Below are 26011 nucleotides of genomic sequence, written 5' to 3' on the forward strand. Positions count from 1 at the left end.
GCTTTAGCCGGGAAGCTTTTGCTCTCGCCCTTGATCTTCTTTCACAAAAAGTCCAGACGACATAAATCGCGACTTGGGTGCAGGCTGAACGGAGGTCTCGCGGAGTGGGTCGAGCCGCAGGGATGCGGCGAGAGCGCCGTCAGGACATGGATGTCCGTTCGGCGCGGGCCCACGGAGCGAGACCGAAATGAGGGTACTCCGACGAAGGAGGAGCCAAACCAGGAGCAGGCACCCTTGGTTACTTGGGGTGTTTTTCCAAGTAACTCGCCGAAGGCGAAATGTCTGCCGTTAGGCAGACGCCCTTGATCTGAAGAAAACCGCCGAAGGCGAAACGTCTGCCCTCAGGCAGACGCCCTTGATCTTACGAACCCCCTGCCGTTAGGCCATTTCCGCCTTGGCCATGGCGATCCTGGTCTTCACCTCCTGCTCAGCGACCTGCTGATCCGTCTTCTGCTTCTGCAGCTCCGTCACCTGCTTGTCCACCGCCGCCTGCTCCTGCGGCGTCATGGCGTCGTATTCCGCCTTGCTGACGCCCGTCAAGCGCTGCCGCACCTTCTCCGCGTCCGTCTGGTTCATGTAGGACAGAAACTGATCCTTCACCGAACCCGAGCCGTCAGAACCCGCTGCGCCATCACTGGCCGCCAGTTCATCGGAGACGCCCTTGCTGACGCTGTCAGAGGACGCGACCTGCTTGTCAGCACTGGACACAAACGCCGCAGCGGCTGCTGCCTTGTCATCATCCGTCACCGACGATGCCGTGTTGGCCGCCGCGGCCTTCAAGTTCACCATCATTTTGGCAAATGACTCGTCATAGCCCTGCTTACCGTCGTTACTGCTTTGCGTCGCGCCTTCACCATTGCTCGCAATCGCCGCCACGGGTGTGGCGGCGCCGGCCATGGCGCTGGTGTAGGCATCCGTGTCCGCCGTGGCGTAGTGCGTATGGCTCACAGCCTTCGACACGAACTGCTGGATGGCACTGTTGCCGATTAACATCTTTCACCTCCTGTTCAGGTTGTCCGATGTACCCCGACAGCAGCAAAACCGATGCCACACCGCCTGATACGCCTGAAAGGCCCGCCAGCACGGGCCTGCAGACCACCCCTCAAGACGGAACTGACCGCAATAATCGACAATGCTTGCCGTCTGCGGCAGGTTCTCGCCGCCGGCTTGCCGTACGGGCCAGTGCACCGCTGACAACCGGAGGCCGCCTTCCTATTTCAGGAACGCCTTCACCGCCTCATTCACCTTGTCTGCCTCACACGCCGGCGCCATGTGCCCGCAATCGCTGTTGAGCACCAGCAACTGCGCGCGCTTTTGAGCGGCCAGCGCCTTGGAAGGCGCCGGGTCCACCATGCGGTCCTGTTCTGACGTGATGACTAACAGCTGCGCCTTGATCTTCTTGGCCAGCATGGCCATATCGCCCTGACGCAACAGATCAAAGGACGTCATGGCCTGCAATTGCCGGTACCAGTCGACCGTACTGAAAGGCTGATTGCCCGGGGTGGCGGGCAGCTTGCCGGCAGGTGCGGGGCGGCTGCCGAGGGTCTTGGCCGCACTACGCTCAGGCGTCCATAGATAACCATTGTGTATCGCCGTGAGCTGTTTGAAGGTCGTGCCCGGCGCATAGTTGCCGTCATTCCAGCCCGGCGCCCGCTCGATGGCGGCCAGTTCTGCATTCCAGGCATTGAGGTCACGTTCGGTCGGGTGTGGCGTGCCGACGATGGTCACCACCTTGCTGGCGAAGTCCGGGTACATCACCGCCCACTGCAGCGCCTGCATGCCGCCCATGGAAATGCCGACGATGGCGTGGGCGTGATCGATGCCCAGGTACATGGCCAGCAACCGATGTTGCGCCTTGACCATGTCGCGGATGCCGAACTGCGGGAATTTCAGACGCGGCGCGCTGGGGCTGTTGGACGGCGAGCAGGACACGCCGTTGCCGATGGCGTCCATCGCCACCACGTACCAGCGATTGGTGTCCACCAACTTGCCAGGGCCGATCATGTCAGCCTGATCGGAGGTCCGTCCGGCGAGCCAGGTGGTCACCAGCACGACGTTATTGCGATCTTCTGCCAGCGTGCCGTAGGTGCGATAACCCAAGTCGCAACGCGAGATCTTGCCGCCGGTCATGTTCAACGAGCCGATGTTCACCCGTTGCTGCTCTGCCGCCTGGCAGATGCCCACACTCATCATGACCAGCAACGCACACAGCGTCCGGTCAGCGTAATGACGCAGTTTCATGGAGTTCCTTAGTGATAAAGCCCGGCGTGCTAGCGCCTGAAAGATTTGAGGCTCCGGAAAACCATGTACATCAACACCATGCCGTCGCGCTGCGCCATCAGCGTAGACGGTTATGGCGTATGAGCGAGGCGAGTTCACGCCTATTTTTTCAGGCCATTCAATGGCCTGAGTCATTTACGGTTCTGCGCCGCTTTTACCCTTGTAGGCGACAGATATCCGACTGAGGACTCCCGCTGCTCCACCGGCGATGGTAGCGTGCGGTGGTTTCTGATCGAATGATCAGACATTTCTTTCAACATGCCTGCCAAGGAATGCCCCACCCAATGGATTTTTCGCTCAAAAAACTCGCCGCCGCCACCTTGATGTTCGCCGGCGTCTCCGCCTTTGCACCGGCTGCCTTTGCCAACCTCACCGCGCAACAGAGCAGCACGATTGTCGGCAGCTTCAAGGAAAACGCCGTCACCGATTTCCGCCAGTTCCTCAAGACCGTCAGCACCACAGATGTGGCCAAGGCGGCGGGCATCGAGCCGGCCATCAGCGCCTTCCTCGCCAACAAAAAGCTGTCCGCCGATGAGCAGAACGATATCCATCGCCTGCTGGGGGTCTACGCGCGGGTGAAATACGGCAGCGCCGCCACCGAAACCCTGCGCGAGCTAGTCGCGATTCCCACGTTCCAGACCGAAGGCGTCGCCCAGCACGACAACCCGGCGTTCGTGAAGATTGCCGAGAAAATCAAAACCCTCGCCCAGTCGTTCAACCTGACCTTCCGCAACATCGACAACCGCGTCTATGAAGTGTCCCTCGAAGGCTCAAGCCCTGAGGTAGTGGGGATCCATGCCCATGCCGACGTGGTTCCGGTCACCCCGGAAAACTGGGTGCTGGCGGACGGCACTCGCCTCGATCCGTTCAAGGTGACCCTGATCGGCGACCGCATGTACGGGCGCGGCACCGAGGATGACAAGAACGGCATCGTCGTCGCGCTGTACGCCATGAAGGTGATCAAGGAAGAGAAGCTGCCGCTGGCGCGCAACTTCAAGCTGCTGATCGACACCACCGAAGAAACCTCCGGCGACGCCATTCCCTATTACTTCGAGCGCAACCCGACGCCGGCCTACAACCTGGCCCTCGACGGCAGCTACCCGGTGGTCATCGCGGAAAAGGGCTACGGCACGGTCATGGCCAGCTTCCCCCGTCGCACTGCCGAAGGCACTGGGGCGGAAATCACTTCGATGACCGGCGGCATGGCGACTAATCAGATCCCGTCGAAATCCGTCGTTACACTGGTTAGCGATCGCCCTGCTGAACTGGCGACCGAATTGCAGAAAGCCGGCGCCGATTACGCCCAACGCAACGGCGGCAACTTCAAGATCGACGCAGAAGTCGCCGGCAAAGACGTCAAGCTGACGGTCACCGGCGTGTCGGCGCATTCTTCCGAGCCAGAGTCGGGGGTCAACCCGGTGGCGCGGATGCTCGATTTCATTAACGGTCTGGACGGCAAAGTCGCGCTCAAGCACAACGCGATCACCGACGCCGCGCGCTACGCCGCTGAAAACTGGGGCCTGGATTATCTGGGTAGCAAACTGGGCGTCGGCTTCAGCGATGAGTTCATGGGGCCGCTGACGGCCTCCCTGACCTACGTGGCGATGGACGACAAGGCCTTCAAGCTGGCGGTCAATCTGCGCGTGCCAAGGGGCAAGTCACCGGAAGCGCTGAAGGCGGAAATCGCACGCAAGCTGACCGCCTGGACCCAACAGAGCCAGATCACGCCAGGCTTTGATTACTCGATCGCCGAGCCGATGTACCGCAATCCCGAGGGCGAGTGGGTCAAGGCGCTGTTGGCCGTGGCCACCGAGAACCTGGGCATGGAGCACAAGTTCGGCACGTCCGCCGGGGCCACGTCAGTGCATGAGTTGCCAAACGGCGTGCAGTTCGGTCTGGCCAAACCCGACGTCAAATACACCGGTCACACCGACGCCGAGTTCAAGACCACCGAGCAGTTCCTGCTGGACTTGCAGATCGTCACCGAGATGATGGGCCGCATCGGTCAGTTGCCGAAACTCTGACCGCTGTGCCTCGGGCCCGCTGCAATGGCGGGCCTGATTTGGGGCGCTGAGTGCAAAGACGTCAGGACTCAGTTCTGAAGTTTTGAGCCTGACCGGCGCACGATCTTGATCGAGTGTTTGAGGTTGGGCTTGCGCGTCACGCTGATCGCCCGTTGGGTGACCGTGTCCAGGGTGATGTTCCAGAAGCCGGTGCTGGGCACGACGATCTTCGCCGGAAAGCGGTCGAAGGCGCCGCCGTGATAAGTGTGCCGACCGCCGTTCTTGAAACTGCGGAAGTTGGCGTCACTCATGAGGCGGATGTTGCAGGCGTTCGAGGACTCGATCACCACGATATCGCCTTCATTCAGGTGTTCGCGTTGGTGGATGAATTTCACGGGGATCCCACGGCAGTGATGAAAACGGGCGCGAGAATATCACGGAGGCCTGGCCTGGAAGGCGTTGCTTACATGACCGCCTGAGCGACAGACCCAAAAAAACCTCATGATCGCTCATGAGGTTTTTTTATGTCTGCAGCCTGGGTTCAATGGTATGGCAACCGACGCATTCCCGGCTAAAGCCGGTCCCACAAGTCGGGGTACACCCGCTGGCCCTCTGGATGCATGGGCTGCTGTTAGTGGGACCGGCTTCAGCCGGGAAGAGGTCGGTGTGTACGCCATCATTTTTGCAGTATGGCGACCGACGCCTTCCCGGCTGAAGCCGGTCCCACTAATAAACCATCACGCCGGGGCGCTGGTGCGGATCAGGTGATCGAAGGCACTGAGGGAGGCTTTGGCGCCCTCGCCGACCGCGATCACGATCTGCTTGTACGGCACGGTGGTCACGTCGCCGGCAGCGAAGATGCCCGGGATGGACGTCTCACCGCGTTGATCAATGATGATCTCGCCCCGTGGCGACAGCTCAACGGTGCCCTTGAGCCATTCGGTGTTCGGCAGCAGACCGATCTGCACGAAGATACCTTCCAGCTCAATAGTGATTTCTTCACTGGTGAGGCGGTTCTTGTAGCGCAGGCCGTTGACCTTCTGCCCGTCGCCGGTCACTTCGCTGGTCAACGCACTGGTCAGCACCGTCACGTTGGGCAGGCTGTGCAGCTTGCGTTGCAGGACCGCATCGGCGCGCAGGTTGGCGTCGAATTCCAGCAGGGTCACGTGAGACACGATACCCGCCAGGTCGATGGCCGCTTCCACACCGGAGTTGCCACCGCCGATCACCGCCACACGCTTGCCTTTGAACAACGGACCGTCACAGTGCGGGCAGTACGCCACGCCCTTGTTGCGGTATTGCTGCTCGCCCGGCACGTTCATTTCGCGCCAGCGTGCGCCGGTCGCCAGAATCACCGTCTTGCCTTTCAGCACGCCGCCGCTGGCGAACTTGACCTGGTGCAGCTCGCCGTTTTTGCCCGGGATCAGCTGCTCGCCGCGTTGCAGGTTGATGACGTCCACTTCGTACTGCTTGACGTGCTCTTCCAGCGCCACCACCAGCTTCGGCCCTTCGGTGTGCTGCATCGAAATGAAGTTCTCGATCGCCATCGTGTCCAGCACCTGACCGCCGAAACGCTCGGCTGCCACAGCGGTGCGGATGCCTTTACGGGCAGCGTAGATCGCCGCCGACGAACCGGCCGGGCCACCACCAACGACGAGGACGTCGAAGGCTTCCTTGGCATTCAGCTTCTCGGCCTGGCGGTCGCCGGCACTGGTGTCGATCTTCGCCAGAATTTCTTCCAGGTTCATGCGGCCCTGGCCGAACAGCTCGCCATTCAGGTAGATGCTTGGCACCGACATGATCTGGCGGTCGGTCACTTCCTGCTGGAACAGGCTGCCTTCGATGGCGACGTGCTGCACGTTGGGGTTGAGCACCGCAAGCAGGTTCAGCGCCTGGACTACGTCCGGGCAGTTCTGGCAGGTCAGCGAGAAGTAGGTTTCAAACTTGAACTCACCGGTCAGGCTACGGGCCTGCTCGATGGTTTCCTCGGAGGATTTGGACGGATAGCCGCCGACTTGCAGCAGCGCCAGCACCAGCGAGGTGAATTCGTGACCCATTGGCAAACCGGCGAAGCGCAACTTGATGTCCTGGCCCGGGCTGTTCAGGGCGAAGGAAGGCGTGCGTACATCGTTGCCATTGGTGTCCAGGGTAATCTTGTCGGAGCTGCTGACGATGTCGTTGAGCAATGCCAGCATTTCCTGGGATTTTGCGCCGTCATCAAGGGACGCAATGATCTCGATCGGGCGAGTGATCCGCTCCAGGTAAGATTTCAACTGAGCTTTAAGATTGGCGTCCAACATGGTTCGGCTTCCTTCTTCACTTTCAGGTCTGGATACGTTCAGGATCTAGCGGGTTCTACAAAAAAAACGCCCGAGCGATGACCGCCCGGGCGTTTTTTGGGGGCGATGCGGTTTACGTGCTCATGGGCTCATCGCCCCCGATCCGGTCATGACGACTTAGATCTTGCCAACCAGGTCCAGGGACGGCGCCAGAGTGGCCTCGCCTTCTTTCCACTTGGCTGGGCAGACTTCGCCCGGGTGTGCAGCAACGTACTGAGCGGCCTTGATTTTGCGCAGCAGCTCGGAAGCGTCACGGCCAACACCGCCGTCGTTCAGTTCGACGATTTTGATTTCGCCTTCCGGGTTGATCACGAAAGTACCGCGGTCAGCCAGACCTGCTTCTTCGATCAGGACGTCGAAGTTGCGGGAGATTTTCAGGGTCGGGTCACCGATCATGGTGTACTGGATTTTGCCGATGGCTGGCGAGGTGTTGTGCCAGGCAGCGTGGGCAAAGTGGGTGTCAGTGGAAACGCTGTAGATTTCGACGCCCAGTTTCTGGAACTCGGCGTAGTTGTCCGCCAGGTCTTCCAGCTCGGTTGGGCAAACGAAGGTGAAGTCAGCCGGGTAGAAGAACACCACAGACCATTTGCCTTTCAGGTCGGCGTCCGACACTTCTACGAAGTTGCCGTTCTTGAAAGCAGTTGCCGTGAACGGTTTGACTTGGCTGTTGATGATAGGCATCAGTGAATCTCCTGAGGGTTGTGAAAATGGGTGTAACAAATTCGATGGGGAGGATACTACGCAAAATCGTCGGCAGGGACTCATTGGCAAAGCTCATGCTGACGATTGGTTTTGACTATCAGGATGCTTTATTAATAGAAGACGTTGTTGAAGAGGATGCGGTAGGGTCACCCGCCCATTCATGTAAAGAAGCTTCCCGGCTAAAGCCGGTCCCACACGTGATTCAGCGCGTCTCGATAAGACTGCGCACACGCACGGCAAGTTCGTCGATACTGAAGGGTTTGGTGAGCAGATCCATGCCATCGTCGAGGAAGTCGCCTCGCACTTCAGCTTCCCGCGCATAGCCGGTGATGAACAGCACCTTCAGCCCGGAACGATGCTGGCGGGCCACCTCTGCCAGCTGGCGTCCGTTCAAACCCGGCAGCCCGACGTCCGTCACCAGCAGGTCAATCGGCTCGGCGTCCTGCAGCACGATCAGCGCCTCATGGCTGTCGCAGGCCACGTTGACGCGATAGCCCAGGTCTTTCAACACATCCACCACCAGCATGCGCACGTCAGGCTCGTCTTCGACCACCAGCACGCGCTCGCCCAGGCTGGCGCGGGGCGGTTCGATGCTGCGAGCGACGGCAGGTGGAAGTTCGGCAACATCGTGATGACAGGGCAGCAGCAAATCAATCCGCGTGCCGCGCCCTTCTTCACTGGAAATACTGACCCGGCCACCGGTCTGGTTGATGAAGCCATAGACCATCGACAGGCCCAGCCCGGTGCCCTGCCCGATCGGCTTGGTGGTGAAGAACGGATCGAACGCCCGCGCAATGACCTCGCTGGACATGCCCTGCCCGGTGTCCTGGACACGCAGGCGCACGTAGTCACCCGGTGCCAGCGCATCCTGCAAAAGGGCAATGTGGGTCAGCTCGGTCTGAATCAGCAGCCGGCCGCCATCGGGCATCGCGTCCCGGGCGTTGATCACCAAGTTGAGCAAGGCGTTTTCCAGTTGGTGCTCATCGGTGTTGGTCAGGCACGAGGTCGTGTGCAGATCGACCTCCAGTTCGATGCTTTCGCCAATGGTCCGGCGCAGCAGCTCTTCCATCGACGTCACCATGTGGTTGACGTCGACGGGCCTCTGATTGAGGGACTGGCGACGGGCGAACGCCAGCAGCCTATGGGTGAGCGACGCAGCGCGGTTGGCCGAGCCCATGGCGGCTTCGATGTAACGATCGATCTCCGACACGCGCCCTGCGGCCACCCGACGCTGAATCAGGTCCAGCGCGCCGAGCACGCCGGTCAGCATGTTGTTGAAGTCATGGGCGATGCCGCCAGTCAACTGGCCAATGGCGTCCATTTTCTGCGCGTGGCGCAGCGCCTCTTCCGCCTGGGCGCGCTCGTTGATTTCGATCTGCAGGCGCTCATTGCTTTCCGCCAGCTCGCGAGTGCGCGCGGCGACGCGCTGCTCCAGACTCTCATTGAGCTCGCGCAGCGCGTCCTCGGCGCTGACCTGCGCCGTGATGTCCGTGCTTGTGCTCAACCAATGGGTGATGCTGCCGCGCTCATCGCGGATCGGCAGCGCGCGGGAGAGGAACCAGCGGTACTGGCCGTCCTTGCCCCGCAGCGGGAACGTGTCCTCCCACAACGAGCCGGTCGCAAAGCAGCGCTGCAGGCGCGACTCGACCCGCTGGCCATGGTCAGGGTGATGCAACGATCGCCAGCCCAGCGCCATCATCGCTTCATGGGATGTACCGGTGTAGCTGTACCAGCGTTCGTTGTACCAATGGATGCGCCCGGCAGGGTCAGCGATCCAGGCCAACTGACTCATGTTGTCGGCGAGGCTGCGAAACTGCCGCTCACTTTCCTCAAGCGCTTCGGTTCTGGAAAGCACCTGGTCGTCAGGTCCTGCTGGATTCAAGGGCATGGCTGCCGAAAAACTCGTGCTGGTCAAAGAGTGGGTCCGTCCCTAAAAGCAATGGCTCGTCCGGCTCCCTCCATGGAGGCCGGACCGTTCACGTGTGCTGTGCGATGTTCAACAACACGTGCCTGGGTAATGCTTAGCGCGTCGGTGTGCGCATGGTGACGAATTCTTCCGCCGCCGTAGGATGGACGCCGATGGTGTCGTCGAAAATCTGCTTGGTGGCGCCCGCCTTGAGCGCGATCGCCAGGCTCTGGATGATCTCGCCGGCGTCCGGGCCAACCATGTGGCAACCCAGCACGCGGTCGGTTTTGGCGTCGACCACCAGCTTCATCAGGGTGCGCTCCTGGTTGTCGGTCAGCGACAGCTTCATTGGCCGGAACTTGCTTTCGAACACCTGCACCTCATACCCGTCCTTCATGGCTTCGGCCTCGGTGAGACCAACCGTGCCGATGTTCGGCAGGCTGAACACGGCGGTGGGAATGTGGCGGTAATCCACCGGGCGGTACTGCTCGGGCTTGAACAGGCGCCGTGCAACGGCCATGCCCTCGGCCAGCGCCACCGGCGTCAACTGCACGCGGCCAATGATGTCGCCGACGGCGATGATCGACGGCTCGCTGGTCTGGTAGTCACCGTTGACCTTGATGAAGCCCTTGTCATCCCGTTCGACGTTGACGGTGTCCATGCCCAGGTTATCGAGCATCGGACGGCGCCCGGTGGCGTAGAACACGCAATCGGTGTTGAACGTGCTGCCGTCGTTCAGGCTCAGCTGCAAGGTGCCGTCGGCCAGCTTCTCGATGCGGTTGATTTCGGTCTTGAAGCGAATGTCCATGTCGCGCTTGGCGAGTTCTTCGTGCAGATGGGTGCGTACGCTTTCGTCGAAGCCGCGCAGGAACAACTCGCCGCGGTACATCAGCGAAACGTCAGCGCCCAGGCCGTTGAAGATCGAGGCGAACTCCACGGCGATGTAGCCGCCGCCCACGACGACAACGCGCTTGGGCATCTGCTCGAGGAAGAACACTTCGTTGGAGGTGATGGCGTGCTCGCGGCCTGGAATGTCCGGCACCTGCGGCCAGCCACCAGTGGCGATCATGATGTGCTCGGCGGTGTGAACCTGGCCGTTGATTTCGACTTCATGGGGGCCGCGCAGGCGCGCGTGGCCCTCCATCAGTGTCACCCCGCTGCTGTCCAGCAGCTTGCGGTAGACGCCGTTGAGGCGACTGATTTCACGGTTTTTGTTGGCGATCAGAGTGGGCCAGTCGAAATGCGCTTCGCCACTGCTCCAGCCATAGCCTTTGGCTTGTTCGAAGTCTTCGGAATAGTGCGCGCCGTAGACCATCAGCTTCTTCGGCACGCAACCGACGTTGACGCAAGTGCCTCCCAGGTAACGGCTCTCGGCGACGGCCACGCGCGCCCCGAAACCGGCGGAAAACCGCGCCGCCCGGACGCCGGCCGAGCCTGCGCCAATTACAAAAAGGTCAAAGTCGTAGCTCATGTGTCTCTCCTAAGCGATGCGCTAGCATAACCGCTTGAGCGCGCTCGGCAAGTTCCGCAGGACAGAAACGACAAAGCCACCCGAAGGTGGCTTTGTCTTACATACAGCGGCGTGGCAAAAGCCAGTACAGCTGCTGTTATGTGCTGATTACAGTTCTTTGTAGAAATGCTCGAAGCAGAAGTTGGTAGCTTCGACGTAGCCGGCCGCACCGCCGCAATCGAAACGCGTGCCTTTGAATTTGTAGGCCAGTACGTTGCCTTCAGCAGCTTGCTTCATCAAGGCGTCCGTGATCTGGATTTCACCGCCTTTGCCCGGCTCGGTGTTTTCGATTTTCTCGAAAATGTCCGGCGTGAGGATGTAACGGCCAATGATCGCCAGATTCGAAGGAGCATCTTCAGGCTTTGGCTTCTCGACCATGTCGGTCACGCGGAACAGGCCAGGCTTGATCTCTTCACCAGCGATTACGCCGTATTTGTGAGTCTGATCGGCAGGCACTTCCTGAATGGCGACGATGGAGCATTTGTATTGCTTGTGCAGCTTGACCATCTGCTCCAGGACACCGTCACCGCCGGGATTGACACACAAGTCATCCGCCAGAACCACGGCAAATGCTTCGTTGCCAATCAGAGGGCGGCCGCTGAGGATTGCGTGGCCCAGACCTTTCATTTCGGTTTGACGGGTGTAGGAGAAGCTGCATTCGTCGATCAGTTTGCGGATGCCGACCAGGTATTTCTCTTTGTCGGTGCCTTTGATCTGGTGTTCGAGCTCGTAGCTGATATCGAAGTGGTCTTCCAGCGCGCGCTTGCCGCGGCCGGTGACGATGGAGATTTCGGTCAAACCGGCCTCCAGGGCCTCTTCTACGCCGTATTGGATCAGTGGCTTGTTGACAACTGCCAGCATCTCTTTGGGCATGGCCTTGGTCGCTGGCAAAAAGCGAGTGCCGTATCCGGCTGCAGGGAACAAGCATTTCTTGATCATATAAATCCTTGATGAGCTGGGGGTGTTGCGGCGCAGTCTAATGAGGCGGCGATAACCTTACAACGCCGCTACTGGCCGTTCGCTGCCTAGGTAGAGGAACGCTGACGCAGATAGTTCCGCAGATAGTTCCGCAAATAGCTCAGCAACCAGTTCCCTCGCCACGCTTCACCCACTGATTATTGGAATTCCATGCTGTCCTTCGTACGAGGGCATCCAGCGCCGCGTAACCGCCGTTCGGTGACCTTCGCAAGCGTAGCCCTGTTCGCCATCGCCCGTGGGAAATTGTGCGATTGCCCTTTGGCATTTGCCGATTATCATGGGCGCCTGAATCACTAATCGAGACGAGTCGATGTCTGAAGTCAAAAGCGTGAACGGGTACCAGATCAAAAAGCTCCAGGACGGCCAATGGTGGCTGGTAGGCCACGACGGTGAAGCCGTGGCAGGCCCGTTTTCCAGCGAGAGCAGCGCCATTGAAGTCGCCGCCGTGTTTGAAGACACGCCAGCCCCGCGTCGTCGGGCTGACAAGAAGGACTGATCAGGCGGCCCGGCCCTCTCTGCAATGGAGTGCGGCCGAGGCCTCTCTTGCGCAGCTTCGGCCACGGATGCCGCCGCGGGAGTCCTGCAAAAATTCTACGGTGATGCCGGAACGATGGCACCGCCTCTCAGTCTCAGACTAGCAATTCCCACACCGCCCCTCATCGCGAAGCATTCCACCATGATCAAGATCTTATCCGTCATTGCTGTACTGGCCCTGACCGGCTGCGCGACTGCGCAGAACACCTATCTCAAGGACGGCAAGCAGGCACTGAGCATCGACTGCTCCGGCGAAGCCATGTCCTGGGCCGCCTGTTACGAAAAGGCTGACGCTTCCTGCGCGGGCACCGGTTACAACATCGTCAGCACCAATGGCACGCCGCAACCCAAGGAAGATGACAAAACCCTGGGTGTAGATGTCGGCAACTATAAAAACCGCACGGTGCTGGTGGTCTGCAAATAACGTCTCACCCTCTGACCGTTGAACCGCGTCACGCTTGATCCGCCCCGCAACCGCGTCACTCGCCCGAGATACAGGCCGTCACGGCGTGCTGCACGTCCTTGGGCCGCAGGGGGTTGTTCGACAAGCGCTCGAACAGCTTGATCGAGCTGCCGCTGGAGCGGGTCTCGATGTCGACGATGGCAGCAGGGTCACTGGTCAGCAACTTCTGTGGAACGATGATGCGCAGGCCCTCTTTGTGCGGCTCGATCTGCGGCGGCTTGCGGCTGTCAGAGATGCGTCCGACAAAGCACGCGGCATAATCCTTCGGCGACTTGCCGGACATGACGCTCATGGTCGCCGGGGTGTGTTCGATGTCCGTAACTGTGGCGCAACCGGTCATCGCCAGGGCCAGAATAACAACCGCCAATTTCATACAATCCCTCCAGTAAAGGTGCTTACGACAAGCCCGACCCGGATTAAATCCCGTGGGTCTGCTTTTTTAACGGCCCGCTTGACTGCCGGCCTTGCTCTCAGCGCCGCACGGAGCTGAGCTGAGCTGAGCTGAGCTGAGAGCAGCGCAATAAAACCCGCCGGGATGATCAATGCCCAGGCTCGCCGTGCTATGGTTTCGGGTTTTCGAGAACGCTGTCTCCGGAGACACCCATGAAATTCGTACACCAGCGCGAGCACCTCAACGAAGAGGACGTGGTCGTCATCGAGTGCTCCCAGCTCTGCAACATACGCCTGATGAGTGATGCCAACTTCCGCAGCTTCAAAAACGGCGGCCGTCACACCTACCACGGCGGCGCCTTCGACCGTTTCCCGGCCAAGATAGCAGTGCCGAGCACCGGGTTCTGGAACATCACCATCGACACCGCTGGCCGCAAACTGGACAGCAACGGTGGGCGCAAAACCGCTTTCACCCATTCGATCAAAATTGTCCGCCGCTCGTCCTCGCGTCTGAGCTGATGCGCCATTGAACACCGGATGGCGTGAAATCTTCGTGTTTTTTTTGCGAACATCCGGTCAGCTTTTCCAAGGAGTCAAATGTGAGCACCCCTGCCCCCGTCGTCAAATATGCCATCAGCTATAAGCTCAACGGCGAGCGTCGTTTCGAATTTGCCCTGTTGCAGTCACCTTCCCCCGAGGAAGCGCTGGCGGCCCTGCAGAAGATGCACGGCGAAGGTGGCGATGTCATCAGCGATGTAAAGGTCAGCAAGGCGCTGTAGACCCAACCTGAAACGGGGACGCCCATGGTGATGCAGCGCAAAGGCACGACGCCGGCGACGTTCGATCTGTTCGCGGAGGATACGCCGCAACCGCCTTCACGGGAGCAGATCGGGCCGGAGTCGTACGTGTTCCGTGGCTTTGCCCTGCCCTTTATCGAGCCATTGCTGCCTGCCCTGGAGTCGGTTCTGACTCAGGCGCCGTTCCGCAACATGGTCACGCCCGGTGGCTACACGATGTCGGTGGCGCTGAGCAGTTGCGGGGAGTTCGGCTGGACCACTGATCGAAGTGGCTATAAATATTCTCCGATTGATCCCCTCACGGGGCAGCCATGGCCGGCAATGCCCCAGGTCTTCATGGAGCTCGCGGTGGCGGGGGCTTCGGCGGCAGGCTTTGCGGGGTTTGTGCCGGATGCGTGTCTGATCAATCGTTATATCCCCGGGGCCAAGATGTCGCTTCATCAGGACAAGGATGAGCGCGGTTTGGAGTGGCCGGTGGTGTCGGTCTCGCTGGGGTTGCCGGCGATGTTTTTGTTTGGCGGGCTTGAGCGCGGTGATCCGACCCAGCGGGTGCCTTTGTTTCATGGGGATGTGGTGGTGTGGGGCGGGGTTGATCGGTTGCGTTTTCATGGGGTGTTGCCGATTCGGCAGGCGGAGCATCCGCAGTTGGGGGAGCAGCGGATTAATTTTACTTTTCGTAAGGCGCGGTGATCGGGGCTGTTTTTGAGGATCAAGAGCGTCTGCCTAGGGGCAGACGGTTTCGCCTTCGGCGAGTTACTTGATAAAGCCCCAAGTAACCAAGGGCTTATGCTCCTGGTTGGGCCCCTCCTGCGTCGGGGTTCCTTCACTCCGGTCTCGCTCCGTGGGCCCGCGCCGAACGGACATCCCTGTCCTGACGGCGCTCTCGCCGCATCCATGCGGCTCGGCCCACTGCGCGCCGTCTACGTTCGGCCTGCACCCAAGTCGCGATTGGCGGTGTTTGGGCCTTTTGTGGTCGAAGATCAAAAGCAGATCAAAAGCTTCCAGCTGAAGCCGGTCCCACAGAGTGCGCCGCCAATCTCAATGACTGCACGCGCTGCCTTTAGTGGGACCGGCTTTAGCCGGGAAGAGGCCACTGTGAGCACCTGCAACCTCGCGGTATAACGCAAAACCCGTCCCCTGATGCTGATCGTGCCCACGCTCCGCGTGGGTATGCAGCCTCGGACGCTCCGCGTCCATCCCGGGCTAAAGCCGGTCCCGCTGATCGGCACGATCGCCTGGACCTCTTCCACTAGGGCTGTGGGGTGGCGCGGCTTTTAACGGGGCAGATGACGCGGTGCAGGTTCAGCGCTGTGTTGATGATGCCAATGTGGCTGAAGGCCTGGGGGAAGTTGCCGAGCATGCGGTTTTGCTGGGGGTCGTATTGTTCGGCGAGGAGGCCGACGTCGTTGCACAAACCGCACAGGCGTTCGAAGAGGATTTGGGCTTCGTCGTCGCGGCCTTGCAGCACGTAGACGTCAGCCAGCCAGAACGAACACACCAGGAATGTCCCTTCGCTGCCCGACACGCCGTCGGTGCTGCGTTCGCTGTCGTAGCGCAGCAGCAGGCCGTCTTTCATCAGCAACTGTTCAATCCGCGTGACGGTGCCGGTGACGCGCGGGTCGTCGACGGGGAGGAAGCCGGTCAGCGCGATCTGCAGCAGGCTGGCGTCCAGTTCCGTGCCGCCATAGGTCTGCACAAAGCTGCCCAGTGCGGCGTCGTAACCGTTGGCGCAGACGTCGGCGTGGATCTGATCGGCGACCTCCCGATAGTGCCTGCCCCGTTCGCGGTCTTCCGGGTCGTCGCTCTTGGCCAGGACCCCGGCATTGCGGTCGAATGACACCCACGCCATGACTTTGGAATGGGTGAAATGCCGTGGCGCCGAGCGGATTTCCCAGATGCCGGCGTCCGGTTGATGCCAGACCTTTTCCAGAAACGGCATGATCACTTTCTGGATTTCCGTGCTGCGGGGCAGCGCCGGCAAACCGTTTTTAAGCGCCTGGGTCATGGCGTCGGCGACTTCGCCGTACACGTCCAGCTGCACCTGACTCGCCGCGCCATTGCCGACCCGCACGGGACGCGATTGCTCGTAGCCGGCCAACCATGGCAACTCATACTCCAGCAAGCGCCGCTCCCCCGCCAGTCCATACATGATCTGCACCTGTTCCGGATTGCCCGCGATGGAGCGCAGCAGCCAGTTGCGCCAGGCGGTCGCTTCTTCGAAGTAGCCCAGGTTCATGAATGCCAGCAGGGTCATGGTCGCATCGCGCAGCCAGCAGAAGCGGTAATCCCAGTTGCGCTCGCCGCCCAACTGCTCGGGCAGCGAGGTGGTCACCGCCGCGACGATGCCGCCGGTGGGCGCATAGGTCATGGCCTTGAGGGTGATCAGCGAACGCTTGACCTGATCCGTCCAGGGCCCGACATCCGGACAGCGTGAGGAGAAATCAAGCCAGAACGTTTCGGTCTGCCGCAGCGCCGACTCGACATCGAAGCCCTCGCGCACCGGCTCGTGGGAGGCCTGCCAGGACAGCGCGAAGCCCAGCCGCTGACCGGCCTCAACGCTGAACAGGCTCTCGGTGTGGTGGTCCATCGGGTGCAGTTCGGCAGGCGTGCGCAAGACCAGCATGTCCGGACCGGCAACGGCGGTCATGGTGTGCGGCTCGCGCTTCTCGACCCACGGCACGGTGCTGCCGTAGTCAAAGCGGATCGCCAGATCCATCGAGAAATCCACGCGCCCTTCCACGCCGACAATGAGGCGCACCACGCTGCTGTCGATCTCCATGGGCATGAAGTCGATGAGCAGCGCCTGCCCTGTGTCGGTGGTGAAGAGGGTTTCGAGAATCAGCGTGCCGTCGCGATAACGGCGGCGCGATTGAGCACTGCCGTCAACCGGGGCCAGCTTCCAGCGACCGTTGTTGCTGTCGCCGAGTAGTGCGGCGAAACAGGCCGGCGCATCAAAGCGCGGGAAGCACAGCCAGTCCAGCGCCCCGTCGCGGGCCACCAGCGCTGCGGTCCGGCAGTTGCCGAGCAGCGCGTAATCTTCGATCAATACAGCCATCGGGCGGTTATCTCTCTTGGTGAGCACTTTATCGTTGTTGTGCGCCGTGCCCTTGAGTAGCTGCACCCACGAGTAGCAGCGCAACCGCTGCCCCGAATCATCGAGGCAGGATGTAACGCTCGATGGCCGTGGCCAGCCCGTCATCGGCATTGCTGTCGGTGACATAGTTGGCTTGGGTCTTCACACCCACTTCGGCCTGCCCCATCGCGATCGACAGCCCGGCGCGGAGGAACATCGCCACGTCGTTGCCCGCATCGCCGATCGCTGCGGTATGGGCCAGCGGCACGCCCAACGCATCGGCCAGCGTCTCAAGGGCCGTGCCCTTGTTGGCGTCCAGCGCGGTGACGTCCAGGTAGTAGGATTGTGAACGCGCTGCCAGTGCAGACTCGGCGATCAGCGGGTTGAGCTTGGCCTCGAGGCGCTTGAGCAGCTCGAAGTCCTTGCTCGCGGCGACGATCTTGTCGATGCGGTCCAGGTACTCGTCGAAGCTGTCGACCTGAACAAAGTCGTAGCCCAGCGTATTGCGCTCATGGTCGACGTAATCGCCTTCGGGATTGAGCAAAAACCACTGGTCATCGGCGAACACCCAGACCGCCACCGCCTCGCTGGCGAACAGCTCCAGGCTGGTGCGCGCCGCTGCAGCATCAATGCGGTGGGCCTTCAGCAGGCTGCCGTCAGGATTGATGATGTTGGCGCCATTGAATGCCACGGTCGGCAGCTTGATGCCCAGGGCTTCGATCTGCTGACGCATGGCACGCGGCGGACGGCTGCTGGCGACCGAGAAATAAATACCGGCCTCCTGCAGCTTGCGCACGGCGTCGATGTTGGCCTGGCTCAGGCTATGATCGGGGTGCAGCAGCGTGCCGTCGATGTCAGACAGCATGAACTGGATGAGGGACTGCGAAACGTCACTCATCCCAGGCGCTGCCAGGTGCGGCCGTCACGGGCCAGCAACTCATCGGCCGCCGACGGCCCGTCTTCGCCCGCATGGTACAGCTCCACTTGCGGATCCTTGGCCCAGGCATCGATGAAGGGCTGCACGGCACGCCAGCCGTTTTCGATGTTGTCGGCACGCTGGAACAGGGTCTGGTCGCCGGTCAGGCAGTCGTAGATCAGGGTTTCGTACCCCGTCGACGGTTGCATCTCGAAGAAGTCCTTGTAGGCAAAGCCCAGCTCGATGGTCTGCATGTCGAGGGTCGGCCCGGGCTTTTTTGCCTGCAGATCAAACCACATGCCTTCGTCAGGCTGGATCTGGATCTTCAGAAAGTTTGGCGCGGGACGGCCGACATCGGTGTCACGAAAGTGCGCGTAAGGCGCGGGTTTGAAGCATATGGAGATCTCGGTGTCGCGCACGCTCATGCGCTTGCCGGTGCGCAGGTAGAACGGCACGCCCATCCAGCGCCAGTTGTCGATCATCACCTTGAGGGCGACGTAGGTTTCGGTGTTGCTCTCGGGATCGACACGGTCTTCCTGGCGGTAGCCGGTCACGGCCTTGCCGTCGATGCTGCTCTCGGAATACTGGCCGCGCACCGAGTTGGCCAGCGCTTCCATTTCCGACCAGGGCCGGATCGCACCGACCACCTTGGCCTTTTCGCCGCGCACGGCATCAGCACCGAATGCAGCCGGCGGCTCCATCGCCACCATCGCCAGCAGCTGGAACAGGTGATTGGGCACCATGTCCCGCAACGCGCCAGTGGTTTCGTAAAAGCTGCCACGGGTTTCGACGCCCACGGTTTCGGCCGCGGTGATCTGCACGTGATCGATGTAATGGTTGTTCCAGAACGACTCGAACAGACCGTTGGAGAAACGGCTGACCAGAATGTTCTGCACCGTTTCCTTGCCCAGATAGTGGTCGATCCGGTAGATCTGCTTCTCGCTCATGACCTTCAGCAAGCAGTTGTTCAATGCCACCGCACTGGGCAAATCGTGGCCGAACGGCTTCTCGATCACCACGCGACGGAAGCTCTCGTCGTCTTCAACCATCAGCCCGGAAGAACCCAGACGCTGGGTCACTTCGCTGAAGAAACGCGGTGCGGTCGCCAGGTAGAACACGGCGTTGCGGGTGCCCGTGCTCTTGATCTTCGCGTCGATGTCCGCGTATGTGGAATCGTCGAGAAAATCACCGGTGATGTAGGTGATGCGCTTCGACAGGCTGCCCCACAGCGCCGGGTCCAGAGGCTCTTCGCCGCCCTGGGCGACCTTGCTGGCCGCCTCCTGACGAATGAAGTCCTCGAGCTTTTTGGCGAAATCGGCATCGCTGACGGTGTTGTGGTCAACACCGACGATGTGCAGGTCTTCCCCCACCAACCCGTCGCGAAACAGGTTGTAGAGGGCCGGCATCAACAGCCGCTTGACCAGGTCACCATGGGCGCCGAAGAGGAACAGCGTGGTCGCCGGAGCGACCGGCGCATTCTGCTTGCTGCGGGATAAACCCATTATTTTGGTTCCTTATGACCACCGAATCCGAAACGCATGGCGGACAGCATCTTGTCGCCGTACGTGCTTTGTTGACGGGAGCGGAAGCGGGCGAACAGCGAAGTGGACAGCACGGGGACCGGTACTGCCTGCTCCATGGCCGCCTCAATGGTCCAGCGGCCTTCACCGCTGTCGGCCACGGAGCCGGAATAGGCGTTGAGCTGTGGGTCGGTGGCCAGCGCGTCGGCGGTCAGGTCCAGCAGCCAGGAGGAAACCACGCTGCCACGGCGCCAGACTTCGGCGATGTCGCCCAGGTTCAGGTCGAAGCGCTGCTCAACCGGGAGGTTGTCCGAATTCTTGGTCTTGAGGATGTCGAAGCCTTCGGCGAAGGCCTGCATCATGCCGTACTCGATGCCGTTGTGGATCATCTTGACGAAGTGGCCAGCGCCCGGCGGACCGGCGTGGATGTAACCGTGCTCGGCACGCGGATCGGCGTCTTTGGCACGGTCCTTGGTGCGCGGGATGTCGCCGATGCCCGGGGCCAGGGTCTTGAAGATCGGGTCAAGGCGCGTGACGACGTCGGTCTCGCCGCCGATCATCATGCAATAGCCGCGTTCCAGGCCCCATACGCCGCCTGAGGTGCCAACATCGACGTAGTGCAGGTTTTTGTCTTTGAGCGCGACGGAACGGCGTATGTCGTCCTTATAGAAGGTGTTGCCGCCGTCGATGATCACGTCGTCGGCATCGAGCAAAGTGGCCAGCTCGTTGATGGTGTCTTCGGTTGGAGCGCCAGCAGGCAACATCACCCAGACGGCCCGCGGTTTGTCCAGTGCCGCCACCAGTGACGCGAGGTCATGGGCTGGCGTGGAGCCTTCGTTGGCGAGCACGGTGCGAGACTTCTCATCGCGATCATAGACCACGGTCGTGTGGCCATTGAGCATCAGTCGACGTGCGATGTTGCCGCCCATGCGGCCTAGTCCAACAATCCCGAGTTGCATGTAGAGGTGCTCCTTAATCAAATTCAGAGGTGCCTCAGTTTATAGCCCAGTGCCGCATAGTGGGTTAGTCCGGGGAGGCAAACTATGGTTTCCCGGTGAAAAAAGTTTCATGTGCATCGGCACAGAGGTCTGCAAGACTGCCCTATGACGCTCGTTTTCGCGATCAAGAAACGTTCGCGACAATCAAAAATAAAAAAGTTCCTTTTTTTCGCAAAAGAAATCAGAATCCCGGCCGATAGAGGTAGTGAGCAGGACATGCCGAGTAGCAGACGTCCTTGTTTGAACCTTATGAAGTTGAATCCGCCATTTGCGAGGTGTGCAATGGGCACAGTACTGACTGCCAACGCTCCACAGACCCTTTACGTCACCATCCGTCGTGACGAGCTGCGCCAGCTCAGGGAAGAACGCGCCGTATTGCAGAAGAAAGTCGCCCAGCTGACTTCGATGCTGCAGCACGCCCAGCACATCGGCAGCGGCACCGCCCTGCACGCCTGACCCGCGCCTCCCCCTGCGCCACCTGATCCAAGGCAAGCCCGAACTGCAGGCTTGCCGGCGCATCGTTCGATCCCCCGCCGTACCTTCCCAATACCTTGCGTTCATTGCCGCGTGCCTGGCGCACATTTCGACCCTTCGTCGGACCTGACACAGTCTGTTACGTTCCCCGCCCTGCTCTATCGTGCGTGTCTGTAGCTGCCCTCTCCCGATTCGCAACGCTCTTCTGACAAAATTTTCACCCGCCTGAAAACATAATCCCGGCCCTATACAGGTTGGTTGCTGGCGAATTGCTGGCACTGGAATGAATCCGGGCGGTGTTCTGCCGCCCGAAAGATCTATAGCGGAGCGCTTGATGGCAACGATGAAACGGAGCACTGCGACTCCGAAAGGTTTCGACTGGGCGGGCATAATCTGGCTGTTCGTGTTTTTCTGGTACTTCTCCGGCATCACCCAACTGCTTATTCAACTGACCGGCATCACCGGGTTTGCCGGTTTCCGTCAAGCGTTCGTCATCAGCGGCATCTGGCTTGCGCCGATGCTGATGTTCCCGCAAAAGACGCGCATCATGGCGGCCGTCATCGGCGTGATTCTGTGGGCCTGCTCCATGGCGAGCCTGGGCTACTTCTTCATCTATCAGCAAGAGTTTTCCCAGAGCGTCATCTTCATCATGTTCGAATCGAACATCTCTGAAGCCGGCGAGTACATGACCCAGTACTTTGCGTGGTGGATCGTGCTGGCGTTCATCGCCCACACCGCATTCGCAATTTTCCTGTGGACCCGCCTGCGTCCGGTATACATGCCGCGTCCCCGCGCCTACGCCGTTGCCGCAGCGCTGTTGATCGGCATCATCGGCTACCCGCTGGCCAAACAGTTCGCCCGCCATGACGACACCGCCTCGGCCCTCGAAGCCTTCGAGTCCCGCATTGAGCCCGCAGTGCCATGGCAGATGATCGTTGCCTATCACCGCTACACCCAGCAACTGGATGGCATGCAGGACATGCTGACCAGCAGCAGCAACATTGCGCCGCTGAAGAATCTCAAGGACCAGCAGGCCAACCTGCCCACCACCCTGGTGCTGGTGATCGGCGAGTCGACCAACCGCGGGCGCATGCATCTTTATGGCTACCCGCGCCAGACCACACCGAACCTGGACGCCATGAAGGACCAGCTGCAGGTGTTCAATAACGTCATCACCCCACGGCCTTACACCATCGAGGCCCTGCAGCAAGTGCTGACCTTCGCGGATGAGGAAAACCCGGATCTCTATCTCAAGACGCCGTCCATCGTCAGCGTGATGAAACAGGCAGGCTACAAGACGTTCTGGATCACCAACCAGCAGACGATGACCAAACGCAACACCATGCTGACCACCTTTTCCGAGCAGGCTGACGAGCAGGTCTATCTGAACAACAACCGCAACCAGAACGCCCGCCAGTACGACGGTGACGTGCTGGCGCCGTTCGCCAAGGCACTGACCGATGCGGCACCGCGCAAGCTGATCGTGGTTCACCTGCTCGGCACCCACATGGCGTATCAGTACCGTTTCCCCGATGAATTTGCGAAATTCAGCGGACGTGAGGGCGTACCGGCGGACATCGATGACAGCAAGCTGGAGTTCTACAACAGCTACGACAACGCCGTGCTGTACAACGATTTCGTGGTCTCCAGCCTGATCAAGGAATACGGCAAGGCCGACCCGAACGGCTTCCTGCTGTACCTCTCCGACCACGGCGAAGACGTCTATGACTCGCCAGGCCGCAATACCCTGGGCCGTAACGAGAACAAACCGACCATCCCGATGTACACCGTGCCGTTCATTGCCTACGCCTCGCCGAAGTGGAAGCAGACCCATGACTGGAATTTCGAGAGCATCCACGACCGCCCTTACACCAGTTCGAACCTGATCCACACCTGGGCGCAACTGGCCGGGCTGAGCTTTGATGAACTCGACACCACCAAGAGCCTGGTCAGCCTGGACTTCAAGGCGCGGCCTCGACTGATCGGCGACCCCTATGCGCCGAAAGGCCTGAGCGACTTTGCCCACATGGAGAAAGCCGCCAGCCAGCCCGGCGCCATGCCCGAAGTCGTACAGAAGTAAGCGAGTCAACCTGCGCTGCAAACGAAATGGCCTGCTCAATGCAGGCCTTTTTTATGTCCGTCGGGAGGGGTACGTCAGCGACGATTATGAAGAGGGAGTCTGGCGCAACAGCACCCGGGTCACCCGACGCTCCTGCACTTGCACGACCTTCATGTGCCAGCCCTCCCACTGCAATTCGTCGCCTGTCACCGGCAATCGATCCAGCAGGCTCACCACCAGTCCGGCGAGGGTCTGATAGTCACCGGTCGCCCGCGCCTTGAAGCCGATGCGTTCGCGCAGGTGGCTCAGGTTCATGGCGGCATTGACCAGCACGCCCTCGCCCTCTTCGATCAAATCCGGGCCCTCGATTTCACTGGCGTCCGGCAGCTCGCCGGCGATGGATTCGAGGATATCGGTCATGGTCAGGATGCCGGCGAAGTCGCCGAATTCGTTGATCACGAACGCAATGTGCGTCGACTGCGCGCGCATCTGTTCCAGAGCGTTGAGGATCGAAAAGCTCTCCAGCAGGTTGAGGGTCGGTCGCGCCAGGTGCTCGATGTTCGGCTCGGCGCCGGACAGCCAGGCGTTGAGCATTTCCTTCTTGTGCACGAAGCCCAGCGGCTCGTCGATACGGCCCCCGCGGATTAGCGGCAGCCGCGAGTACGACGAGGTGACCAGTCGCTGGCGAATGCCTTCCGGCGTGTCATCCAGATCGATCACGTCGATGTCGTTGCGCACCGTCATCACACCGCGAATGGGCCGCTGCGCCAACTGAAGCACGCCGCTGATCATGACCCGCTCGCGGCGGTCAAACACCACCTCGTCGCTGTCGCCATCGAGCATGTCGGCGATCTCCTCACCGACCTCCTCCGCGCTCGGCCTGCGGCCACCCAACAGGCGCAGCACGGCATGGGCGGTGCGCTCGCGGCGTGGCAGGTCGCCTTTGACGCTGCGCTTGCGCCGTGCCCGGGCGATCTGGTTGAACACCTCGATCAGGATCGAGAAACCAATGGCCGCATACAGATAGCCCTTGGGGATATGGAAACCCAGGCCGTCGGCGGTCAGGCTGAAGCCGATCATCATCAGGAAGCCCAGGCACAGCATGATCACCGTCGGATGGGCGTTGACGAAGGCGGTCAGCGGCTTGCTGGCGATGATCATGATGCCGATCGAGAACACTACAGCGATCATCATGATCGACAGCTCATCGACCATGCCCACGGCGGTGATCACCGCATCCAGGGAGAACACCGCGTCGAGCACCACGATCTGCGCGACGATGGGCCAGAACAGCGCGTAGGTCGCGCTGCCTGCCCGCTGGGTAACGTGGCCTTCGAGGCGCTCGTGCAATTCCATGGTCGCTTTGAACAGCAGGAACACGCCGCCGAACAGCATGATCAGGTCGCGGCCGGAGAAGCTCTTCTCGAAAATCTCGAACAGCGGCTCGGTCAGCGTAACCATCCACGAAATGCTCGCGAGCAGGCCCAGGCGCATGATCAACGCCAGCGACAGGCCCAGGACTCGCGCACGGTCGCGCTGCTCGGGCGGCAGCTTGTCGGCGAGGATGGCGATGAAAACGAGGTTGTCGATGCCAAGCACCAGCTCAAGCACGATCAGGGTCAACAGGCCGAGCCAGGCCGTGGGATCTGCAATCCATTCCATGGGTCAGCGCCCCTTCACAGTCAATGGGACGGACATGAAAAGGCCCGACACACGGCGAAGTGAGTCGAGCCAGGGAGATATCGTGTTCAAGCGGGATAAAGCGAAGTGAACGCCTGCGACCCTGTTTGAAGGGAGTCGGCGACTGGGAGGTTCCAGAGAAAGCGACATGTGAGTCCTGAAAGCAATACGGGAGGCGATCCTATCGCGCTCTCGGAATCGCCTTACAGGACAGAACTGTTACAAATGGTTTGGAAGGTGTTGCCGGGGCAACAGTTGCAGGCCACGCGCACATGTATTCGGCGGGATGGTGAATGAACGCAAGAGGGGGCCGGCGTTGCCTCTGTAGAGCCGGCTTGCTGGCGAACGCGGTGGGTCAGCTGTGCGGATGTCGACTGGCACCACGCATTCGCCAGCAAGCCGGCTCCTACGGTCTCCACCCGACATCATTAACGGGTGTCGCGCAGGGGCCTGAATGAGCCCCTTCCCGGCTGAAGCCGGTCCCGCTGGCAACACTCCGCTACAGCGCTTTCTGCCAGAACAGCGCGCGGCCCATTTGCGGGTCAAGCTGGTAGTCGGCGAAGCCGAGCTTACGGTAGGCGCCTTTGGCGGCTTCGTTGCCTTCCAGCACTTCGAGGGTGATTTTGCAGCAGCCGCGCTGGCGGGCGATTTCCTCGACCTTGGCCAGCATCTTCTGGCTGATGCCCTGCCCCCTTGCCGAGGCGATCACTACGACATCATGGACGTTGACCAATGGCCGGCAAGCGAAGGTCGAGAAACCCTCAAAGCAGTTGACCAGGCCAACCGGCTCGCCGGCGATGAAGGCCAGTACGCTGAAGGCATGGGGGCGCTTGGCCAGTTCGATCGCCAGTTGCTGACGGGTATCCACCGACAGCGACTGACCGCCACCCATGGCATCTTCGGCGTATTGATTGAGCAGAAATCCGATCGCTTCTGCGTGAACCGAGTTGCTATAGCTGGCTTGCAGTACCAGAACCTCAGGGGCTTGCATTGACTTCCTCTACCGCTGGAGAAACCTCAACAGGCACTCGACTCTGTGGGACGACGTGCCGCGTGGCGGCGATTCTAACGCCCTCGCCGAAAAAATATCCTTATACAGAAGTAGGAAATGTCTCTGATCGGTCAGGAATTATTCCGGCACGCACCGAGAAAAGGCAGCACTATCGAATTGTGCGCGCCGCGTCCCACAAAAGCGCAGGCGCTGCACCGGAGTAGACCATCGCCTGGATGATTGTCCAACAATCCGACCGGCGGCACCCCGTTACACGGGCCGAAACCCCATGCTCCGCAGCGGCGCACTCAGGGCGTTGCAGATCGGTACAGCGCCCTGAATTTCAAGATCCACCCCATCGCAACCCTGCATGCCAGACACGGCCCTGAAAAATTGTC

Annotated in this window: 22 protein-coding genes and 1 pseudogene; 8 read left to right on the forward strand and 15 right to left on the reverse strand. The window is 60.6% G+C overall.

Annotated elements, in window-relative coordinates; genetic code table 11:
* Positions 1-378 precede the first annotated feature (378 nt).
* Together ACQKEN_RS15265 and ACQKEN_RS15270 are read right to left on the reverse strand one after the other, a co-directional pair.
* Positions 379-993, reverse strand: a complete 615-nt coding sequence (locus tag ACQKEN_RS15265) for a hypothetical protein (RefSeq protein ID WP_427686674.1) — start codon at positions 991-993, stop codon at positions 379-381.
* A gap of 219 nt (positions 994-1212) precedes the next feature.
* Positions 1213-2241 (reverse strand): alpha/beta fold hydrolase, encoded by a 1029-nt coding sequence (locus ACQKEN_RS15270; RefSeq protein WP_427686676.1) that lies wholly within the window; start codon positions 2239-2241, stop codon positions 1213-1215.
* 323 nt (positions 2242-2564) lie between these two features.
* On the opposite strand from ACQKEN_RS15270, the gene ACQKEN_RS15275 reads away from it, so the two are divergent.
* Positions 2565-4304 (forward strand): dipeptidase, encoded by a 1740-nt coding sequence (locus tag ACQKEN_RS15275; RefSeq protein ID WP_427686678.1) that lies wholly within the window; start codon positions 2565-2567, stop codon positions 4302-4304.
* A 68-nt stretch (positions 4305-4372) separates the two neighbouring features.
* On the opposite strand, the gene ACQKEN_RS15280 is transcribed toward ACQKEN_RS15275, so the two are convergent.
* The 6 genes and pseudogenes from ACQKEN_RS15280 to galU form a co-directional block, all read right to left on the reverse strand.
* Positions 4373-4678 carry a DUF1883 domain-containing protein gene (locus ACQKEN_RS15280; RefSeq protein WP_074885497.1) on the reverse strand — a complete coding sequence of 102 codons (306 nt, stop codon included), beginning with the start codon at positions 4676-4678 and terminating at the stop codon, positions 4373-4375.
* Between the two features lie 342 nt (positions 4679-5020).
* On the reverse strand, positions 5021-6583 hold the full coding sequence (gene ahpF, locus ACQKEN_RS15285; RefSeq protein WP_427686680.1) for an alkyl hydroperoxide reductase subunit F: 1563 nt from the start codon (positions 6581-6583) through the stop codon (positions 5021-5023).
* 156 nt (positions 6584-6739) lie between these two features.
* A complete protein-coding gene (gene ahpC / locus ACQKEN_RS15290) occupies positions 6740-7303 on the reverse strand; it encodes an alkyl hydroperoxide reductase subunit C (RefSeq protein WP_065987199.1) in 564 nt (187 codons plus the stop codon).
* A gap of 223 nt (positions 7304-7526) precedes the next feature.
* Positions 7527-9185 (reverse strand): annotated as a pseudogene (locus ACQKEN_RS15295) (ATP-binding protein); the annotation flags it as partial.
* Between the two features lie 160 nt (positions 9186-9345).
* A complete protein-coding gene (gorA, locus tag ACQKEN_RS15300; protein ID WP_427686683.1) occupies positions 9346-10701 on the reverse strand; it encodes a glutathione-disulfide reductase in 1356 nt (451 codons plus the stop codon).
* A 147-nt stretch (positions 10702-10848) separates the two neighbouring features.
* Entirely contained in the window at positions 10849-11679 is an 831-nt protein-coding gene (galU, locus tag ACQKEN_RS15305) for a UTP--glucose-1-phosphate uridylyltransferase GalU (RefSeq protein ID WP_074885507.1), read from the reverse strand.
* A gap of 349 nt (positions 11680-12028) precedes the next feature.
* Between galU and ACQKEN_RS15310 the strand changes: the two genes are divergently transcribed.
* A complete protein-coding gene (locus ACQKEN_RS15310; RefSeq protein WP_065987194.1) occupies positions 12029-12214 on the forward strand; it encodes a hypothetical protein in 186 nt (61 codons plus the stop codon).
* A 180-nt stretch (positions 12215-12394) separates the two neighbouring features.
* Entirely contained in the window at positions 12395-12676 is a 282-nt protein-coding gene (locus ACQKEN_RS15315) for a hypothetical protein (protein WP_065987192.1), read from the forward strand.
* Positions 12677-12731: 55 nt separating this feature from the next.
* Here ACQKEN_RS15315 and ACQKEN_RS15320 read toward each other — a convergent pair whose 3' ends face one another.
* Positions 12732-13088, reverse strand: a complete 357-nt coding sequence (locus ACQKEN_RS15320) for a hypothetical protein (RefSeq protein WP_122534636.1) — start codon at positions 13086-13088, stop codon at positions 12732-12734.
* A gap of 230 nt (positions 13089-13318) precedes the next feature.
* On the opposite strand from ACQKEN_RS15320, the gene ACQKEN_RS15325 reads away from it, so the two are divergent.
* The 3 genes from ACQKEN_RS15325 (at position 13319) to alkB (ending at position 14592) form a co-directional block, all read left to right on the forward strand.
* The gene (locus ACQKEN_RS15325) at positions 13319-13624 is read left to right on the forward strand and encodes a DUF1883 domain-containing protein (protein ID WP_427686686.1); all 306 of its coding nucleotides are present in this window, start codon (positions 13319-13321) and stop codon (positions 13622-13624) included.
* A gap of 80 nt (positions 13625-13704) precedes the next feature.
* Positions 13705-13884 carry a hypothetical protein gene (locus ACQKEN_RS15330; RefSeq protein ID WP_427686688.1) on the forward strand — a complete coding sequence of 60 codons (180 nt, stop codon included), beginning with the start codon at positions 13705-13707 and terminating at the stop codon, positions 13882-13884.
* A 30-nt stretch (positions 13885-13914) separates the two neighbouring features.
* Positions 13915-14592, forward strand: coding sequence for a DNA oxidative demethylase AlkB (alkB, locus tag ACQKEN_RS15335; RefSeq protein ID WP_427686803.1), 678 nt, complete (start codon positions 13915-13917; stop codon positions 14590-14592).
* Positions 14593-15151: 559 nt separating this feature from the next.
* Here the strand turns inward: alkB and ACQKEN_RS15340 are convergent.
* The 4 genes from ACQKEN_RS15340 to gnd form a co-directional block, all read right to left on the reverse strand.
* Entirely contained in the window at positions 15152-16957 is a 1806-nt protein-coding gene (locus tag ACQKEN_RS15340) for a glycoside hydrolase family 15 protein (protein WP_427686690.1), read from the reverse strand.
* A gap of 97 nt (positions 16958-17054) precedes the next feature.
* Positions 17055-17873, reverse strand: coding sequence for an HAD family hydrolase (locus tag ACQKEN_RS15345; RefSeq protein WP_427686692.1), 819 nt, complete (start codon positions 17871-17873; stop codon positions 17055-17057).
* A complete protein-coding gene (zwf, locus tag ACQKEN_RS15350) occupies positions 17870-19393 on the reverse strand; it encodes a glucose-6-phosphate dehydrogenase (RefSeq protein WP_427686694.1) in 1524 nt (507 codons plus the stop codon). Before zwf ends, ACQKEN_RS15345 begins: the two co-directional genes overlap by 4 nt.
* The gene (gnd, locus tag ACQKEN_RS15355) at positions 19393-20370 is read right to left on the reverse strand and encodes a phosphogluconate dehydrogenase (NAD(+)-dependent, decarboxylating) (protein WP_427686696.1); all 978 of its coding nucleotides are present in this window, start codon (positions 20368-20370) and stop codon (positions 19393-19395) included. Before gnd ends, zwf begins: the two co-directional genes overlap by 1 nt.
* A 321-nt stretch (positions 20371-20691) precedes the next feature.
* On the opposite strand from gnd, the gene ACQKEN_RS15360 reads away from it, so the two are divergent.
* Entirely contained in the window at positions 20692-20865 is a 174-nt protein-coding gene (locus ACQKEN_RS15360; RefSeq protein WP_427686698.1) for a DUF6026 family protein, read from the forward strand.
* 352 nt (positions 20866-21217) lie between these two features.
* Complete coding sequence (locus tag ACQKEN_RS15365; RefSeq protein WP_427686700.1) at positions 21218-22963, forward strand: phosphoethanolamine transferase CptA; 1746 nt, start codon at positions 21218-21220, stop codon at positions 22961-22963.
* A gap of 84 nt (positions 22964-23047) precedes the next feature.
* Here ACQKEN_RS15365 and ACQKEN_RS15370 read toward each other — a convergent pair whose 3' ends face one another.
* Complete coding sequence (locus ACQKEN_RS15370; protein ID WP_427686702.1) at positions 23048-24604, reverse strand: TerC family protein; 1557 nt, start codon at positions 24602-24604, stop codon at positions 23048-23050.
* A gap of 517 nt (positions 24605-25121) precedes the next feature.
* A complete protein-coding gene (locus ACQKEN_RS15375; RefSeq protein ID WP_427686703.1) occupies positions 25122-25613 on the reverse strand; it encodes a GNAT family N-acetyltransferase in 492 nt (163 codons plus the stop codon).
* Positions 25614-26011: the final 398 nt, after the last annotated feature.

Source organism: Pseudomonas sp. NPDC078416 (assembly GCF_050268485.1).
Classification (GTDB): Bacteria; Pseudomonadota; Gammaproteobacteria; order Pseudomonadales; family Pseudomonadaceae; genus Aquipseudomonas.

What these genes read in the sequence shown, in the direction of transcription:
- ACQKEN_RS15340 (WP_427686690.1), bottom strand. Translation starts at nt 16,957, where the DNA reads ATGGCTGTATTGATCGAAGATTACGCGCTGCTCGGCAACTGCCGGACC.
- ACQKEN_RS15310 (WP_065987194.1), top strand. Translation starts at nt 12,029, where the DNA reads ATGTCTGAAGTCAAAAGCGTGAACGGGTACCAGATCAAAAAGCTCCAG.
- ACQKEN_RS15360 (WP_427686698.1), top strand. Translation starts at nt 20,692, where the DNA reads ATGGGCACAGTACTGACTGCCAACGCTCCACAGACCCTTTACGTCACC.
- gorA (WP_427686683.1), bottom strand. Translation starts at nt 10,701, where the DNA reads ATGAGCTACGACTTTGACCTTTTTGTAATTGGCGCAGGCTCGGCCGGC.
- ACQKEN_RS15265 (WP_427686674.1), bottom strand. Translation starts at nt 993, where the DNA reads ATGTTAATCGGCAACAGTGCCATCCAGCAGTTCGTGTCGAAGGCTGTG.
- galU (WP_074885507.1), bottom strand. Translation starts at nt 11,679, where the DNA reads ATGATCAAGAAATGCTTGTTCCCTGCAGCCGGATACGGCACTCGCTTT.
- ACQKEN_RS15365 (WP_427686700.1), top strand. Translation starts at nt 21,218, where the DNA reads ATGGCAACGATGAAACGGAGCACTGCGACTCCGAAAGGTTTCGACTGG.
- gnd (WP_427686696.1), bottom strand. Translation starts at nt 20,370, where the DNA reads ATGCAACTCGGGATTGTTGGACTAGGCCGCATGGGCGGCAACATCGCA.
- ACQKEN_RS15375 (WP_427686703.1), bottom strand. Translation starts at nt 25,613, where the DNA reads ATGCAAGCCCCTGAGGTTCTGGTACTGCAAGCCAGCTATAGCAACTCG.
- ACQKEN_RS15370 (WP_427686702.1), bottom strand. Translation starts at nt 24,604, where the DNA reads ATGGAATGGATTGCAGATCCCACGGCCTGGCTCGGCCTGTTGACCCTG.
- ACQKEN_RS15315 (WP_065987192.1), top strand. Translation starts at nt 12,395, where the DNA reads ATGATCAAGATCTTATCCGTCATTGCTGTACTGGCCCTGACCGGCTGC.
- ACQKEN_RS15270 (WP_427686676.1), bottom strand. Translation starts at nt 2,241, where the DNA reads ATGAAACTGCGTCATTACGCTGACCGGACGCTGTGTGCGTTGCTGGTC.
- alkB (WP_427686803.1), top strand. Translation starts at nt 13,915, where the DNA reads ATGCAGCGCAAAGGCACGACGCCGGCGACGTTCGATCTGTTCGCGGAG.
- ACQKEN_RS15275 (WP_427686678.1), top strand. Translation starts at nt 2,565, where the DNA reads ATGGATTTTTCGCTCAAAAAACTCGCCGCCGCCACCTTGATGTTCGCC.
- ahpC (WP_065987199.1), bottom strand. Translation starts at nt 7,303, where the DNA reads ATGCCTATCATCAACAGCCAAGTCAAACCGTTCACGGCAACTGCTTTC.
- ACQKEN_RS15345 (WP_427686692.1), bottom strand. Translation starts at nt 17,873, where the DNA reads ATGAGTGACGTTTCGCAGTCCCTCATCCAGTTCATGCTGTCTGACATC.
- zwf (WP_427686694.1), bottom strand. Translation starts at nt 19,393, where the DNA reads ATGGGTTTATCCCGCAGCAAGCAGAATGCGCCGGTCGCTCCGGCGACC.
- ACQKEN_RS15320 (WP_122534636.1), bottom strand. Translation starts at nt 13,088, where the DNA reads ATGAAATTGGCGGTTGTTATTCTGGCCCTGGCGATGACCGGTTGCGCC.
- ACQKEN_RS15325 (WP_427686686.1), top strand. Translation starts at nt 13,319, where the DNA reads ATGAAATTCGTACACCAGCGCGAGCACCTCAACGAAGAGGACGTGGTC.
- ahpF (WP_427686680.1), bottom strand. Translation starts at nt 6,583, where the DNA reads ATGTTGGACGCCAATCTTAAAGCTCAGTTGAAATCTTACCTGGAGCGG.